Raw genomic sequence first — 19394 nt, forward strand, 5'->3', positions numbered from 1 at the left:
AAACGGCCCAGCTATAAACCAAGCCGTTTATCTTTTTTATTTATTGATATATAAGTAACCTGATAATTCATGCTGGTTTGATGCGCCGTCTCTATATTTCAAAATATAGAAATAGGTTCCTACCGGAAGTCCGTCAGATTGTTTTACAGTTGCACGTCCTGCTGAAACTCCAACAAAGACTCTATCCTGATTGTTATAATGGTCTGTATCAAATACCAGAACTCCCCAACGGTTGTAAATTTCGACCGTATTATCAGGATAACATTCTAATCCCTGAATGTAGAATCTTGCGTTTTTAGCATCTCCGTTTGGAGAGAATGCGTTAAAGACTTTTATCTCACATCCATTTAAGGATACAATTGTTGGTCTGTTTTCTGCATTGTTATCCATATCAGATAAATCATCAACAACAATTCCTTTTTCGCTAAGTCCGTCAACACTTGCCTGATTCGTTACACTTCCCAAGTTTATATCGGCTTGTGTAATTTTGTACAGCGCAGCAAAATTAGTATCATTAGATTCGCCTGCCTCTAAATCAATTGCTTGTCCAGAAATCATAATTCCTGGTAAAGCATCTGAAATCATGGCACGTACAATTGGAACATTTCCTATATTGGTTACTTTAAACTTATACGTTATTGTTTCACCAGCTTCTGCAAATCCGTTATTGTTTTCATCATTAAATACTGCTGTTTTAATAATTGCAATATCCGGAACTTCAACAAAAACAGTCAGCGTTGCCGAGTTACAATTTGTTGGATTTGCTTTCTCGCAAACCTGATAAGGTAAGGTATAACTTCCTCCAGGTGTGTTTGGTTTAACATTTACAGTTCCGTCTGAATTAAATTCAAAATATGGACTCGTTGATGTACTAGTGAAAACAATATCTAATGGATTAATTGGTAATCCGTTTAACAAATCATTATTCAAAACATTGATAAATTCTAACTGACCATTTATACCATCAACACTTGCTATATCATTTGTTAAAACAATTGGCGTTATTGGTGGTGTTGGCGGCTGCGAATTCACTACTGTAATTTTTACAATTGCCTGACTGCAATTTGATGTATTTGAAGCATCGCAAATTTGGTACGTTAACTCATAAGTTCCTGATGGTGTATTTGCTTTTACATCAACCGAGCCATTTGGGTTTAGAACCAGATTAGGATTTGGAACGACAGTTGTTAAAACAACATTTGTCGCGCTTAATGTTACTCCGTTTAAAGTATCATTATTAAAGATATTTAATGATGTACTTATTTCTTTACTAGCGTCTATCGGTCCTGCAGTATCATCATTTGCCTTAATAGTAAACGTTGGTTTTGCATTACAATCCGACGTTGCTACAGGATAAGTTACTACTATACTCGCTGTAGGATTTAATGAAAACTCCATTGTTACTGCAGGTCTTGTATTTTCAAATCCGTCAGCACCTTCTGTCCATTGTCCGTTTGTTAATATCCATCCTGGCCAGTCAAGACCATTTCCGTTACCGTCAACAACTGCTCCCGGCCATAAAATGTTTCCGCTTAAAGCTAAACCAGTTTGAGTTGCTACTACATTATTTGCGCTATCAATCCATTTTACAGTCAATAAATTATTTGGTGTAAAATTATCTGGCGTTACATTATATGAAAGGTAAGGCACATTATTAGAGCAATAACTATTTGCTGTTATTGTCATAGTTGGAGCAACAACAGTAATTTTTACAGTTGCTGTTGCACAATTTGTAGTGTTTAATTCACAAACCTGATACGTTAGCTCATAATTCCCTGCTGGTGCATTTGCTCCTAAAACAACTGTACCATTAGGATTTACTGTTAAGAATCCTGTTGGATCCGGAGTCGTTACCGAAAGATTTACATCCGTAGCAACAATTGGTGATCCGTTTTTAGTATCATTATCCAAGACGTTTAAAACATCTGTTGGATGATTAACCCCTACAACTGAATTTGCCGTATCGTCAACCAATACCAATGTTGCCGGAGGAACTATTGTTACCGTTACCGGAACTATGCTTTTGGCCGTATCGCAGTTGGTCGGGTTGGTTACCTCGCAAATGCTGTACTGGATTTCATAGTCTCCTGCCGGAGTTCCTGCCGCTACACTTACTGTTCCGTCCGCATTTAAGGTAAATCCTGTTGGAAGGTTAATTCCAGTCAGGGTTACCTCTCCCGGATTGGTTCCGATAACTGCCTGTGCTCCGTTTAGCGTATCACCTGCAATTAATGATGTTGTCGTTGTTCCGCCTGTGGTTCCGTTTACTGAATCCGTAGTTTCGGCAACGGCATCGATAACTGGGGCTGTAACAGTTATTTTAACTACTGCAGTGGCGCAGTTTGTCGTGTTTAATTCACAAACCTGGTATGTTAATGTGTATGTTCCTGCCGGTGCATTTCCTTTTAGGATGATGCTTGCGTCTGTTCCAAGTGTGATATTTCCTGTTGGGTCGGCTGTTATTACTGAAAGATTTACATCCGTAGCTGCAATCGGCAATCCGTTTTTGGTATCATTCCCTAAAACATTCAATACCGTTGTCGAAACATTTGATGTTACAACAGAATTTGCCGTGTCATCAACCAGTACCAATGTTGCCGGTGGCACTGCTGTTACCGTTACCGGAACTGTACTTTTGGCCGTATCGCAGTTTGTAGGGTTGGTTACCTCGCAAATGCTGTACTGGATTTCATAGTTTCCTGCTGCAGTTCCTGCTGCAACGCTTACTGTTCCGTACGCGTTTAAGATAAATCCTGTTGGAAGGTTAATTCCAGTCAGGGTTACTTGTCCTGCGCTTGTTCCGATAACTGCCTGTGCTCCGTTTAAAGTATCACTTGCAATTACTGATGTTGTTGTCGTTCCGCCTGTGCTTCCGTTTACTGAATCCGTTGTTTCAGCTACGGCATCGATAACCGGGGCTGTAACAGTTATTTTAACTACTGCAGTGGCGCAGTTTGTGGTGTTTAATTCACAAACCTGGTATGTTAATGTGTATGTTCCTGCCGGTGCATTTCCTTTCAGGATGATGCTTGCGTCTGTTCCAAGTGTGATGGTTCCTGTTGGGTCTGCAACGGTTTGGCTGATCGCAACATCTGTAGCTGTAATTGGCAATCCGTTTTTAGTGTCATTCCCTAAAACATTCAATACCGTTGTCGGAACATTTGATGTTGAAACTGAATTTGCGGTGTCATCAACGAGTACCAATGTTGCCGGTGGTACTACCGTTACCGTTACCGGAACTGTACTTTTGGCCGTATCGCAGTTTGCCGGGTTGGTTACCTCGCAAATGCTGTACTGGATTTCATAGTTTCCTGCTGCAGTTCCTGCTGCAACGCTTACTGTTCCGTCCGCGTTTAAGATAAATCCTGTTGGAAGGTTAATTCCAGTCAGGGTTACTTGTCCTGCGCTTGTTCCGATAACTGCTTGGGCTCCGTTTAGGGTGTCACCTGCAATTACTGATGTTGTCGTCATTCCGCCTGTGGTTCCGTTTACTGAATCCGTAGTTTCAGCTACGGCATCGATAATTGGAGCCGTTACGGTGATTTTCACTATTGCCGTAGCGCAGTTTGTCGTGTTTAATTCACAAACCTGATACGTCAGAGTATAAGTTCCTGCTGGTGCATTTCCATTCAGGATGATGCTTCCGTCTGTTCCAAGTGTGATGGTTCCCGTTGGATCTGCAACGGTTTGGCTGATCGTCACATCCGTCGCTGTAATCGGTAATCCGTTTTTAGTGTCATTCCCTAAAACATTTAATACCGTTGTCGGAACATTTGATGTCACAACTGAATTTGCCGTATCGTCAACCAGTACCAATGTTGCCGGAGGAACTATTGTTACCGTGACCGGAACTGTACTTTTGGCCGTATCGCAGTTTGTAGGGTTGGTTACCTCGCAAATGCTGTACTGGATTTCATAGTTTCCTGTCAGAGTTCCTGCCGCAACGCTTACTGTTCCGTCCGCGTTTAAGGTAAATCCTGTTGGAAGGTTGATACCAGTCAGGGTTACCTCTCCCGGATTTGTTCCGATAACTGCCTGTGCTCCGTTTAAAGTATCACTTGCAATTACTGATGTTGTAGTGGTTCCGCCTGTACTTCCGTTTACTGAATCCGTTGTTTCAGCTACAGCATCGATAACTGGGGCTGTAACAGTTATTTTAACTACTGCAGTGGCGCAGTTTGTCGTGTTTAATTCACAAACCTGATACGTCAGAGTATAGGTTCCTGCCGGTGCATTTCCATTCAGGATGATGCTTGCGTCTGTTCCAAGTGTGATGGTTCCTGTTGGGTCTGCAACGGTTTGGCTGATCGTCACATCCGTCGCTGCAATCGGCAATCCGTTTTTGGTATCATTCCCTAAAACATTCAATACCGTTGTCGGAACATTTGATGTCACAACTGAATTTGCCGTATCGTCAACCAGTACCAATGTTGCCGGTGGGGCTGCTGTTACCGTTACCGGAACTGTACTTTTGGCCGTATCGCAGTTTGCCGGGTTGGTTACCTCACAGATGCTGTACTGGATTTCATAGTTTCCTGCTGCAGTTCCTGCCGCAACGCTTATTGTTCCGTCCGCGTTTAAGGTAAATCCTGTTGGAAGGTTGATTCCAGTCAGGGTTACTTCTCCCGGATTGGTTCCGATAACTGCCTGGGTTCCGTTTAAGGTATCACCTGCAATTACTGATGTTGTTGTCGTTCCGCCTGTACTTCCGTTTACTGAATCCGTTGTTTCAGCTACAGCATCGATAACTGGGGCTGTAACAGTTATTTTAACTACTGCAGTGGCGCAGTTTGTCGTGTTTAATTCACAAACCTGATACGTCAGAGTATAGGTTCCTGCCGGTGCATTTCCATTCAGGATGATGCTTGCGTCTGTTCCAAGTGTGATGGTTCCTGTTGGGTCTGCAACGGTTTGGCTGATCGTCACATCCGTCGCTGCAATCGGCAATCCGTTTTTGGTATCATTCCCTAAAACATTCAATACCGTTGTCGGAACATTTGATGTCACAACTGAATTTGCCGTATCGTCAACCAGTACCAATGTTGCCGGTGGGACTGCTGTTACCGTTACCGGAACTGTACTTTTGGCCGTATCGCAGTTTGCCGGGTTGGTTACCTCACAAATGCTGTACTGGATTTCATAATTTCCTGCTGCAGTTCCTGCTGCAACGCTTACCGTTCCGTCTGCGTTTAAGGTAAATCCTGTTGGAAGGTTGATTCCAGTCAGGGTTACTTCTCCCGGATTGGTTCCGATAACTGCCTGGGTTCCGTTTAGAGTATCACTTGCAATTACTGATGTTGTTGTCGTTCCGCCTGTGCTTCCGTTTATTGAATCTGTAGTTTCAGCCACAGCATCAATAACAGGAGCTGTAACGGTGATCGTTGAGATTGCGCTGTCACAGTTCGTTGGATTGGTGACCTCACAGATTTTATATTCCACATCATAGCTTCCCGCTGCAGTGTTTGCTGCAACCGTAACGGTTCCGTCTGTATTGATCGTGATGCCGGCTGGGAGGTTCACACCTGTAAGGGTTACTTCTCCCGGATTGGTTCCGATAATTGCCTGGCTTCCGTTTAGGGTATCAGCTGCAATTAACGAAGTTGTAGTGGTTCCGCCTGCAATTCCGATTATTGATGGGGAAAGCGCATCGGCCACGGCATCGATAACCGGAGCTGTAACGGTGATTGTTGAGATCGCGCTGTCACAGTTCGTTGGATTGGTGACCTCACAGATTTTATATTCCACGTCGTAGCTTCCCGCTGCAGTATTCGCTGCAACCGTAACGGTTCCGTCTGTATTGATCGTGATGCCGGCTGGAAGGTTCACGCCTGTCAGGGTTACTTCACCAGGATTTGTTCCGATAACAATTGGGGTACCATTTAAAGTATCGCCTGCTGTTAATGAAGTTGTAGTGGTTCCGCCTGCAATTCCGATTATTGATGGAGAAAGTGTTTCGGCCACGGCATCAATAACCGGAGCTGTAACGGTGATCGTTGAGATCGCGCTGTCACAGTTCGTTGGATTGGTGACCTCACAGATTTTATATTCCACGTCGTAGCTTCCCGCTGCAGTGTTTGCTGCAACCGTAACGGTTCCGTCTGTATTGATCGTGATGCCTGTTGGAAGGTTCACGCCTGTCAGGGTTACCTCTCCCGGATTGGTTCCGATAACTGCCTGGCTTCCGTTTAGGGTATCGCCTGCTGTTAATGAAGTTGTAGTGGTTCCGCCTGCAATTCCGATTACTGATGGAGAAAGCACATCGGCCACGGCATCGATAACAGGAGCTGTAACGGTGATCGTTGAGATCGCGCTGTCACAGTTCGTTGGATTGGTGACCTCACAGATTTTATATTCCACGTCGTAGCTTCCCGCTGCAGTGTTTGCTGCAACCGTAACGGTTCCGTCTGTGTTGATCGTAATTCCCGCTGGAAGGTTCACGCCCGTCAGGGTTACTTCTCCCGGATTGGTTCCGATAACAATTGGGGTACCATTTAAAGTATCGCCTGCTGTTAATGAAGTTGTAGTGGTTCCGCCTGCAATTCCGATTACTGATGGAGAAAGTGTTTCGGCAACGGCATCGATAACCGGAGCTGTAACAGTAATCGTTGAGATCGCGCTGTCACAGTTCGTTGGATTGGTGACCTCACAGATTTTATATTCCACGTCGTAGCTTCCCGCTGCAGTGTTTGCTGCAACCGTAACGGTTCCGTCTGTATTGATCGTGATTCCCGCTGGAAGGTTCACGCCCGTCAGGGTTACTTCTCCCGGATTGGTTCCGATAACGGCCTGAGATCCGTTTAGGGTATCACTTGCTGTTAATGAAGTTGTAGTGGTTCCGCCTGCAATTCCGATTATTGATGGGGAAAGCGCATCGGCCACGGCATCTATAACCGGGGCAGTAACGGTGATCGTTGAGATCGCGCTGTCACAGTTCGTTGGATTGGTGACCTCACAGATTTTATATTCCACGTCGTAGCTTCCCGCTGCAGTATTCGCTGCAACCGTAACGGTTCCGTCTGTGTTGATCGTAATTCCCGCTGGAAGGTTCACCCCTGTCAGGGTTACCTCTCCCGGATTGGTTCCGATAATTGCCTGAGATCCGTTTAGGGTATCAGCAGCAATTAATGAGGTAGTGGTGGTTCCGCCTGCAATTCCGATTATTGATGGGGAAAGTGTTTCGGCCACGGCATCAATAACCGGAGCTGTTACCGTTACTGTTGAAGTAGCCGTATCGCAGTTCGTTGGATTGGTGACCTCACAGATTTTATATTCCACATCGTAGCTTCCCGCTGCAGTATTCGCTGCAACCGTAACGGTTCCGTCTGTATTGATCGTGATTCCCGCTGGAAGGTTCACCCCTGTCAGGGTTACCTCTCCCGGATTGGTTCCGATAATTGCCTGAGATCCGTTTAGGGTATCAGCCGCAATTAATGAGGTAGTGGTGGTTCCGCCTGCAATTCCGATTATTGATGGAGAAAGTGTTTCGGCCACGGCATCGATAACCGGAGCTGTAACGGTGATCGTTGAGATCGCGCTGTCACAGTTCGTTGGATTGGTGACCTCACAGATTTTATATTCCACGTCGTAGCTTCCCGCTGCAGTATTCGCTGCAACCGTAACGGTTCCGTCTGTATTGATCGTGATGCCTGTTGGAAGGTTCACGCCCGTCAGGGTTACCTCTCCCGGATTGGTTCCGATAACTGCCTGAGATCCGTTTAGGGTATCTGCCGCAATTAATGAAGTTGTAGTGGTTCCGCCTGCAATTCCGATAACTGATGGGGAAAGTGTTTCGGCAACGGCATCAATAACCGGAGCTGTAACGGTGATCGTTGAGATCGCGCTGTCACAGTTCGTTGGATTGGTGACCTCACAGATTTTATATTCCACGTCGTAGCTTCCCGCTGCAGTGTTTGCTGCAACCGTAACGGTTCCGTCTGTATTGATCGTGATTCCCGCTGGAAGGTTTACCCCTGTCAGGGTTACCTCTCCCGGATTGGTTCCGATAACTGCCTGGCTTCCGTTTAGGGTATCGCCTGCTGTTAATGAAGTTGTAGTGGTTCCGCCTGCAATTCCGATTACTGATGGAGAAAGCACATCGGCCACGGCATCGATAACAGGAGCTGTAACGGTGATCGTTGAGATCGCGCTGTCACAGTTCGTTGGATTGGTGACCTCACAGATTTTATATTCCACGTCGTAGCTTCCCGCTGCAGTGTTTGCTGCAACTGTAACGGTTCCGTCTGTGTTGATCGTAATTCCCGCTGGAAGGTTCACGCCCGTCAGGGTTACTTCTCCCGGATTGGTTCCGATAACAATTGGGGTACCATTTAAAGTATCGCCTGCTGTTAATGAAGTTGTAGTGGTTCCGCCTGCAATTCCGATTACTGATGGAGAAAGTGTTTCGGCAACGGCATCGATAACCGGAGCTGTAACAGTAATCGTTGAAATTGCGCTGTCACAGTTCGTTGGATTGGTGACCTCACAGATTTTATATTCCACGTCGTAGCTTCCCGCTGCAGTGTTTGCTGCAACCGTAACGGTTCCGTCTGTATTGATCGTGATTCCCGCTGGAAGGTTCACGCCCGTCAGGGTTACTTCTCCCGGATTGGTTCCGATAACGGCCTGAGATCCGTTTAGGGTATCACTTGCTGTTAATGAAGTTGTAGTGGTTCCGCCTGCAATTCCGATTATTGATGGGGAAAGCGCATCGGCCACGGCATCGATAACCGGAGCTGTAACGGTGATCGTTGAGATCGCGCTGTCACAGTTCGTTGGATTGGTGACCTCACAGATTTTATATTCCACGTCGTAGCTTCCCGCTGCAGTGTTTGCTGCACCCGTAACGGTTCCGTCTGTGTTGATCGTAATTCCCGCTGGAAGGTTCACGCCCGTCAGGGTTACTTCTCCCGGATTGGTTCCGATAATAATTGGGGTACCATTTAAAGTATCGCCTGCTGTTAATGAAGTCGTAGTGGTTCCGCCTGCAATTCCGATTATTGATGGGGAAAGCGTTTCGGCAACGGCATCGATAACCGGAGCTGTAACGGTGACCGTTGAGATCGCGCTGTCGCAGTTCGTTGGATTGGTGACCTCACAGATTTTATATTCCACGTCGTAGCTTCCCGCTGCAGTGTTTGCTGCAACCGTAACGGTTCCGTCTGTATTGATCGTGATGCCGGCTGGAAGGTTCACGCCTGTCAGGGTTACTTCACCAGGATTTGTTCCGATAACAATTGGGGTACCATTTAAAGTATCGCCTGCTGTTAATGAAGTTGTAGTGGTTCCGCCTGCAATTCCGATTATTGATGGAGAAAGTGTTTCGGCCACGGCATCAATAACAGGAGCTGTAACGGTAATCGTTGAGATTGCGCTGTCACAGTTCGTTGGATTGTTGGTGACCTCACAGATTTTATATTCCACGTCGTAGCTTCCCGCTGCAGTATTTGCTGCAACCGTAACGGTTCCGTCTGTATTGATCGTAATGCCTGTTGGAAGGTTCACACCTGTCAGGGTTACCTCTCCCGGATTGGTTCCGATAATAATTGGGGTACCATTTAAAGTATCGCCTGCTGTTAATGAAGTTGTAGTGGTGCCACCGGTGATTCCGATTACTGATGGAGAAAGCGCATCGGCCACGGCATCGATAACCGGAGCTGTAACGGTGATCGTTGAGATCGCGCTGTCACAGTTCGTTGGATTGGTGACCTCACAGATTTTATATTCCACGTCGTAGCTTCCCGCTGCAGTGTTTGCCGCAACCGTAACGGTTCCGTCTGTATTGATCGTGATTCCCGCTGGAAGGTTCACCCCTGTCAGGGTTACTTCTCCCGGATTGGTTCCGATAACAATTGGGGTACCATTTAAAGTATCGCCTGCTGTTAATGAAGTTGTAGTGGTTCCGCCTGCAATTCCGATTATTGATGGAGAAAGTGTTTCGGCCACGGCATCGATAACAGGAGCTGTAACGGTAATCGTTGAGATTGCGCTGTCACAGTTCGTTGGATTGTTGGTGACCTCACAGATTTTATATTCCACGTCGTAGCTTCCCGCTGCAGTGTTTGCTGCAACCGTAACGGTTCCGTCTGTGTTGATCGTAATTCCCGCTGGAAGGTTCACGCCCGTCAGGGTTACTTCTCCCGGATTGGTTCCGATAACAATTGGGGTACCATTTAAAGTATCGCCTGCTGTTAATGAAGTTGTAGTGGTTCCGCCTGCAATTCCGATTACTGATGGAGAAAGTGTTTCGGCAACGGCATCGATAACCGGAGCTGTAACAGTAATCGTTGAAATTGCGCTGTCACAGTTCGTTGGATTGGTGACCTCACAGATTTTATATTCCACGTCGTAGCTTCCCGCTGCAGTGTTTGCTGCAACCGTAACGGTTCCGTCTGTATTGATCGTGATTCCCGCTGGAAGGTTCACGCCCGTCAGGGTTACTTCTCCCGGATTGGTTCCGATAACGGCCTGAGATCCGTTTAGGGTATCACTTGCTGTTAATGAAGTTGTAGTGGTTCCGCCTGCAATTCCGATTATTGATGGGGAAAGCGCATCGGCCACGGCATCGATAACCGGAGCTGTAACGGTGATCGTTGAGATCGCGCTGTCACAGTTCGTTGGATTGGTGACCTCACAGATTTTATATTCCACGTCGTAGCTTCCCGCTGCAGTGTTTGCTGCACCCGTAACGGTTCCGTCTGTGTTGATCGTAATTCCCGCTGGAAGGTTCACGCCCGTCAGGGTTACTTCTCCCGGATTGGTTCCGATAATAATTGGGGTACCATTTAAAGTATCGCCTGCTGTTAATGAAGTCGTAGTGGTTCCGCCTGCAATTCCGATTATTGATGGGGAAAGCGTTTCGGCAACGGCATCGATAACCGGAGCTGTAACGGTGACCGTTGAGATCGCGCTGTCGCAGTTCGTTGGATTGGTGACCTCACAGATTTTATATTCCACGTCGTAGCTTCCCGCTGCAGTGTTTGCTGCAACCGTAACGGTTCCGTCTGTATTGATCGTGATGCCGGCTGGAAGGTTCACGCCTGTCAGGGTTACTTCACCAGGATTTGTTCCGATAACAATTGGGGTACCATTTAAAGTATCGCCTGCTGTTAATGAAGTTGTAGTGGTTCCGCCTGCAATTCCGATTATTGATGGAGAAAGTGTTTCGGCCACGGCATCAATAACAGGAGCTGTAACGGTAATCGTTGAGATTGCGCTGTCACAGTTCGTTGGATTGTTGGTGACCTCACAGATTTTATATTCCACGTCGTAGCTTCCCGCTGCAGTATTTGCTGCAACCGTAACGGTTCCGTCTGTATTGATCGTAATGCCTGTTGGAAGGTTCACACCTGTCAGGGTTACCTCTCCCGGATTGGTTCCGATAATTGCCTGAGATCCGTTTAGGGTATCGCCTGCAATTAACGAGGTAGTGGTGGTGCCACCGGTGATTCCGTTTATTGATGGAGAAAGTGTTTCGGCAACGGCATCTATAACTGGGGCAGTAACGGTGATCGTTGAGATCGCGCTGTCACAGTTCGTTGGATTGGTGACCTCACAGATTTTATATTCCACGTCGTAGCTTCCCGCTGCAGTGTTTGCCGCAACCGTAACGGTTCCGTCTGTATTGATCGTGATTCCCGCTGGAAGGTTCACCCCTGTCAGGGTTACTTCTCCCGGATTGGTTCCGATAACAATTGGGGTACCATTTAAAGTATCGCCTGCTGTTAATGAAGTTGTAGTGGTTCCGCCTGCAATTCCGATTATTGATGGAGAAAGTGTTTCGGCCACGGCATCGATAACAGGAGCTGTAACGGTAATCGTTGAGATTGCGCTGTCACAGTTCGTTGGATTGTTGGTGACCTCACAGATTTTATATTCCACGTCGTAGCTTCCCGCTGCAGTATTTGCTGCAACCGTAACGGTTCCGTCTGTATTGATCGTAATGCCTGTTGGAAGGTTCACACCTGTCAGGGTTACCTCTCCCGGATTGGTTCCGATAATAATTGGGGTACCATTTAAAGTATCGCCTGCTGTTAATGAAGTTGTAGTGGTGCCACCGGTGATTCCGATTACTGATGGAGAAAGCGCATCGGCCACGGCATCGATAACCGGAGCTGTAACGGTGATCGTTGAGATCGCGCTGTCACAGTTCGTTGGATTGGTGACCTCACAGATTTTATATTCCACGTCGTAGCTTCCCGCTGCAGTGTTTGCCGCAACCGTAACGGTTCCGTCTGTATTGATCGTGATTCCCGCTGGAAGGTTCACCCCTGTCAGGGTTACTTCTCCCGGATTGGTTCCGATAACAATTGGGGTACCATTTAAAGTATCGCCTGCTGTTAATGAAGTTGTAGTGGTTCCGCCTGCAATTCCGATTACTGATGGGGAAAGCGCATCGGCCACGGCATCGATAACAGGAGCTGTAACGGTGATCGTTGAGATCGCGCTGTCACAGTTCGTTGGATTGGTGACCTCACAGATTTTATATTCCACGTCGTAGCTTCCCGCTGCAGTATTCGCTGCAACCGTAACGGTTCCGTCTGTGTTGATCGTAATGCCTGTTGGAAGGTTCACCCCTGTCAGGGTTACCTCTCCCGGATTGGTTCCGATAATTGCCTGAGATCCGTTTAGGGTATCAGCTGCAATTAATGAGGTAGTGGTGGTTCCGCCTGCAATTCCGATTATTGATGGGGAAAGCGCATCGGCAACGGCATCTATAACTGGGGCAGTAACGGTGATCGTTGAGATCGCGCTGTCACAGTTCGTTGGATTGGTGACCTCACAGATTTTATATTCCACATCGTAGCTTCCCGCTGCAGTGTTTGCCGCAACCGTAACGGTTCCGTCTGTGTTGATCGTGATTCCTGCTGGAAGGTTCACCCCTGTCAGGGTTACCTCTCCCGGATTTGTTCCGATAACAATTGGGGTACCATTTAAAGTATCGCCTGCTCTTAATGAAGTTGTAGTGGTTCCGCCTGCAATTCCGATAACTGATGGAGAAAGCGCATCGGCCACGGCATCAATAACCGGAGCTGTTACCGTTACTGTTGAAGTAGCCGTATCGCAGTTTGTCGGGTTAGTTACCTCACAGATGCTATAGGTAATGTTATATGTGTCCGCTGCAGTATTTGCTGCAACTGTAACGGTTCCGTCTGTATTGATCGTGATGCCTGTTGGAAGGTTCACGCCTGTCAGGGTTACTTCTCCCGGATTGGTTCCGATAATTGCCTGGCTTCCGTTTAGGATATCTGCAGCAATTAATGAAGTAGTGGTGGTGCCACCGGTGATTCCGATTATTGATGGGGAAAGCGCATCGGCCACGGCATCAATAACCGGAGCTGTAACGGTGATCGTTGAGATCGCGCTGTCACAGTTCGTTGGATTGGTGACCTCACAGATTTTATATTCCACGTCGTAGCTTCCCGCTGCAGTGTTTGCTGCAACTGTAACGGTTCCGTCTGTATTGATCGTGATGCCGGCTGGAAGGTTCACGCCCGTCAGGGTCACTTCACCAGGATTTGTTCCGATAACGGCCTGAGATCCGTTTAGGGTATCTGCAGCAATTAATGAGGTAGTGGTGGTGCCACCGGTGATTCCGATTATTGATGGGGAAAGCGCATCGGCCACGGCATCGATAACCGGAGCTGTAACGGTGATCGTTGAGATTGCGCTGTCGCAGTTCGTTGGATTGGTGACCTCACAGATTTTATATTCCACGTCGTAGCTTCCCGCTGCAGTATTTGCTGCAACTGTAACGGTTCCGTCTGTATTGATCGTGATTCCCGCTGGAAGGTTCACACCTGTCAGGGTTACCTCTCCCGGATTGGTTCCGATAATAATTGGGGTACCATTTAAAGTATCGCCTGCTGTTAATGAAGTTGTAGTGGTGCCACCGGTGATTCCGATTACTGATGGAGAAAGCGCATCGGCCACGGCATCGATAACCGGAGCTGTAATTATAACTTTTATTGTAGCTGAATCACATATACTATTATTTGTTGACTTACAAATTGTATAAGTAATTAAATGCGTTCCTACTGCTGTGTTAGGAGCAATTGTTATAGTACCATCTGAATTAATAGTCAGTCCTGCTGGAAGTATGGTTGTCGTTAAACTAACATCAGACGATAAAAATGATGAACCATTTATTTTATCATTTACAAAAACTGTTGAAATAGTTCCTCCTGTTTTACCATTAATAGGTAATGGTAGATCATCTTCAGCACATATAAAATCTGAAATTGTAATATTTGCTGAAGCTAATGATTCACAACCTAAAGAATTTGTAACAGTATAATTATATGTATTCCCTGCAAGTAATCCAGAAATTGTAGTTGTAGATGTATTTCCAGAAATATTTCCTGGATTTATTGTCCATACTCCTGATGGCAAACCACTCAATTCAACACTAGCAATTGAAGATGCACATGATGGTTGATTAATCATATTGATAATTGGGGTTGCAGGGGTTGGGTTTACCGTTACCGAAGTAGCCGCAGAAGCTGCACTCTGGCAGCCTGAAGCATTGCTTACCTGAACACTATAATTGCCTGTTGCGGATACCGTGATGGATTGGGTAGTTGCTCCCGTTGACCATAAATAACTCGATCCTGCACTTGAAGTTAAAACCACACTTCCGCCTGGACAGAACGTTGTTGTACTTCCAGCCGTAATTGTTGGGGTTGCCGGTGTTGGGTTTACCGTTACCGCAGTAGCCGCAGAAGCTGCACTCTGGCATCCCGAAGCATTGCTTACCTGAACACTATAATTGCCTGTTGTTGATACCGTGATGGATTGGGTAGTTGCGCCTGTTGACCATAAATAACTCGCTCCTGCACTTGAAGTTAAAACCACACTTCCGCCTGGACAGAACGTTGTTGTACTTCCAGCCGTAATTGTTGGGGTTGCCGGTGTTGGGTTTACCGTTACCACAGTAGCCGCCGAAGCTGCACTCTGGCATCCCGAAGCATTGCTTACCTGAACACTATAATTGCCTGTTGCGGATACCGTGATGGATTGGGTAGTTGCTCCTGTTGACCATAAATAACTCGTTCCTGCACTTGAAGTTAAAACCACACTTCCGCCTGGACAGAACGTTGTTGTACTTCCAGCCGTAATTGTTGGGGTTGCAGGGGTTGCGTTTACCGTTACCGAAGTAGCCGCCGAAGCTGCACTCTGGCATCCCGAAGCATTGCTTACCTGAACACTATAATTGCCTGTTGCTGATACCGTGATGGATTGGGTAGTTGCGCCTGTTGACCATAAATAACTATTCCCTGCACTTGAAGTTAAAACTACACTTCCGCCTGGACAGAACGTTGTTGTACCTCCAGCCGTAATTGTTGGGGTTGCCGGTGTTGGGTTTACCGTTACCGCAGTAGCCGCCGAAGCTGCACTCTGGCATCCCGAAGCATTGCTTACCTGAACACTATAATTGCCTGTTGCTGATACCGTGATGGATTGGGTAGTTGCGCCTGTTGACCATAAATAACTCGCTCCTGCACTTGAAGTTAAAACTACACTTCCGCCCGGACAGAACGTTGTTGTACTTCCAGCCGTAATTGTTGGGGTTGCAGGGGTTGGGTTTACCGTAACTGTTACTAAAGTCCTTGGACTTTCACAGCTGTTTAAATTTTGACTTACATAATAATTTCCTGAAACTAATGTCTCAGTTCCTGTATAAAGTGTTCCGCCTGTATTGGCACTATACCATTTTAAAGCTGTTCCTGTAGCAACTAAATCACTTACTTTCTTATTATCCGCAAAACAAAATATTTGAGCTGATGCCGTTGGTGCAGGGGTATTATTTACAGTAACAGCTACTAAAGTTCTTGTGCTTTCACAGCTATTTAAGGTTTGGCTTACATAGTAATTCCCTGTAGATAAAATCTCAGTTCCTGTATAAAGTGTTCCACCTGTATTGGCACTATACCATTTTAAATTTGTTCCTGTAGCAACTAAATCACTTACTTTTTTACCATCATTAATACAAAATATCTGAGATGAAGCTGTTGGTGCTGTTGTATTATTTACTGTAACTGCTACCAAAGTTCTTGCACTCTCACCGCAACTATTTGTCGTCTGACTTACATAATAATTTCCTGAAACTAATGTCTCAGTTCCTGTATAAAGTGTTCCGCCTGTATTGGCGCTGTACCATTTTAAACCGGTTCCTGTAGCAACTAAGTCACTTACTTTTTTACCATCAGTAGCACAAAATATTTGAGGTGAAGCCGTTGGTGCAGATGGAACTGTATTTATAGTTACTACTACCAAAGTTCTTGCACTTTCACCACAACTATTTGCAGTTTGGCTTACATAATAATTTCCTGAAACTAATGTCTCAGTTCCTGTATAAAGTGTTCCACCTGTACTGGAGTTGTACCATTTTTTAGCTACTCCTGAAGCAACTAAATCATTTACTTTTTTATTATCAGCAAAACAGTATGTTTGAGCTGAAGCAACTGGTGCTGAAGACATTGTGTTAATAGTTACTACAACAGAAGTTCTTGTACTTTCACAACTATTTACTGTTTGACTTACATAATAAGTTGTTGAAGTTAATACCTGACTTGCTGCAAGAGCTGTACCACCTGTATTAGCACTATACCATTTTAAATTACTGCCTGTAGCAACTAAATCACTTACTTTTTTATTTTCAGAAGAACAAAATGTTTGTGCAGAAGCTGTTGGTGCGTTTGGTGTAAAAGTCACTACTGTAGCTGCAGAACTAGGACCCGCACACCCTGCAGCGTTTATTCTTTTAACCGTATAACTTCCAGCCACTGTAACGGTGATATCTTTTGTAGTTTCTCCGGTTGACCATAAAAAAGTACCTGAATTACCCGATGATCTTAATACAACACTTCCTGTTGAACATGAAGTTGACCCACTTACTACACTAATTGTTGATGTATTGGCTTGGGCATTCACTGTTACTACAACTGGTTTTATGCTTTCACATCCTTCAGGAGAAGTTCCTTTTATATAATATGTCCCACTAGTGGTAACAGCAGTTGGCGTGGTTAAAGATGTTGTTGCTGCCGCATTTGTCCAATACGAAAGAGTCAGATTTGTTGTGCTTCCTGCTGTTACTGCAGCAGCAGTTATATCGACAGTTGAAGGCGAACAAACTGCAGCTGGGTTTGTTACAACAAGGGATACCAAAGGTTTCGGATTTACCGCCGCACTTGCTGAATTATTTGCCGTGTTTGTATCTATGTTAGATGGTAATGAAGCTGTATTTGTATAAGAACCAGATGCATTTATCGTAGCTGTAATTTTTAATGTAAATACTGCTGCTGCGTCTACATCGCCAATACTCCAGACTCCTGTTCCCGAATCATAACTGCCTACTGATGGCGATGAACTTACATAAGTATAACCAGAAGGAAGCAAATCAGTTACTGAAATTCCAGAAACATTATTACCGCCTAAATTACTCACTTTTATGGTAAATTCTACATTAGATCCAATACAAGGAGTTGTATTATCAACCGTTTTTGTAATTCCTAAATCCGTACACAAAGTAACACTTACAGGCTTTGATGGAGTTTGAGCCCCACAAGCCAAAGTAGAAGATACAGAATATGAACCTGTTTTAGTAGCTGTATAAGTTGAGGAATTAGCACCTGTAACAGCTGTTCCGTTAAAATACCATTGATAAGGGGCAAAACCAGCAGGTGTTGTTAATTCGGCTTTATTATTAGTACAGCCACCACCTGCGATATAAGTTAAAGTTGGGTCTTCAGGCTGGGCCGCAAACGTAGAAAAGAATCCCGCCATCGAGAAACCTCCTCCTTGCTGTACAATTGAAACTGTCATTTTAGAAACACTTGAAATAGAAAGAACATTTGGACTTCCTATTTGAGTATCTTCAAAATTTATTAAATACCAGCCTGTTGTACCTAATTGATGACGAGCTGAAACACCACTTATCGTTTCAATATTAGTTCCATTTACATTTACAATATCAGTAGGACTTTTTAAAAGAATATATCCAAAATAAGGCAATGTTCCTGTTCCGTAATTTCTAAACTTTGCTGTTTCTATAAAATTAGATCCTCCACATTCTGATACCGGAGCAATTGTTGAGATATCAACCTCGCAAGATTGAGCCGTTCCTGAATAAACAGCAACCCTTTTATCTGCAACAACACGTGATGCAGAAAAATCTGTGTTAGTAGTACCGTTTAAAAAAGTATAAAAATCACCTGCCGATGCTAAAGTGACAGGAGTAGTAGATACCAATGCTCCCGTAGGCGAATAAGCACTTATTGTTAAACTTGTATCGTCTTTTGTTGCAACTACCGTAGTTTGTTCTGCAATATCGTTACCTTTTCCTCTTTCAATAAAATATTCAGTCCCCAAAACTGCTTCAGGAGGAATCTGATTGTAAGCACTATCTCCACAACCGCCTGGTGTATCAATAGCAGCTGATGTATTCATAACACAAGGATTTGAAGATTCTACCAAAGTTCCTATTGGAGCCTTAAACAGATAACTTTGTCCTGCATTTAATGTAGCTGTAATAGTATTATTTATTTTTATTGTAGTATTAGCAGCAGTAGCCATAATACTGTAAATAGGGCGTTGATCACCAAAACCACCAAAATTACCAAGCGAACCATCTCTGTAATACCCTACTCTAAATCGCACTCCAATTCCTGCATCACCAAAACTTGTCAACGCAGCATTTCCTTTAAGATAAGCATCATTATTTTCTCCTGAAGGATCATCAGAAGCAATATTCCGCATGTTTATAGACGTAGGTCCAGTACTGGTAACAATCAATCCTGCTGCATTAAGCACTGTATTTAAAGGATTCATCGGAAGATCTTTTGCAAGCAACGGAAATCTATACACCGCAGGAGTTCCTTTTATTGCTGTCAAAGTCGTTATTGCAGTACCATCACTTTTCGTCACAGTAATATTCACCGTCGTTGTGGAATTAGTAGCAATTACAATTTCATTTGATTTACTAAAATACTGCCAGGGAGCAGGTGCGATATAATGTTTCGTGTAAAATTGAGCCGAAGCACTAAATGTGGTCAGTAATAAAAATGCAATAAGAAAAATTAACCTGAAAAATTTAGGCTGATTAAAAGTAAAGTTACGCATAGACAGCTGGGATTTGGGTAATAGAAATATTATAAGCTGAAAAACCAATTTTAGTTTTCGGCATATAGCACAGATACGATAAAATAAAGGGAATGGATGTAGAAAATCTTAAAAAAGTTTTTTCAAGATTTTTATACGGAAAACATAGTGTTTCGACCATAGGGTATAAATAGATTCAAGACTCTAAAGTCTTTAGGTTAGATTAGTAGTTTTGGAGCCGCGAAAATATATAAATACCTATGTACTAGATATATTAGTCGATAAAGTGCATGAAAAAA

1 protein-coding gene is annotated in these 19394 nt (G+C 44.8%); it reads right to left on the reverse strand.

Going from position 1 to position 19394, the window contains the following annotated elements; translation table 11 throughout:
* Positions 1-36: 36 nt before the first annotated feature.
* Complete coding sequence (locus tag ACZ0AH_RS20135) at positions 37-19116, reverse strand: Ig-like domain-containing protein (protein WP_463477548.1); 19080 nt, start codon at positions 19114-19116, stop codon at positions 37-39.
* Positions 19117-19394: the final 278 nt, after the last annotated feature.

This window comes from Flavobacterium sp. AC105 (assembly GCF_979258495.1).

Bases quoted from the DNA above. Each gene is read 5' to 3' on its own strand.
- ACZ0AH_RS20135 (WP_463477548.1), bottom strand. From the start codon at position 19,116: ATGCGTAACTTTACTTTTAATCAGCCTAAATTTTTCAGGTTAATTTTT.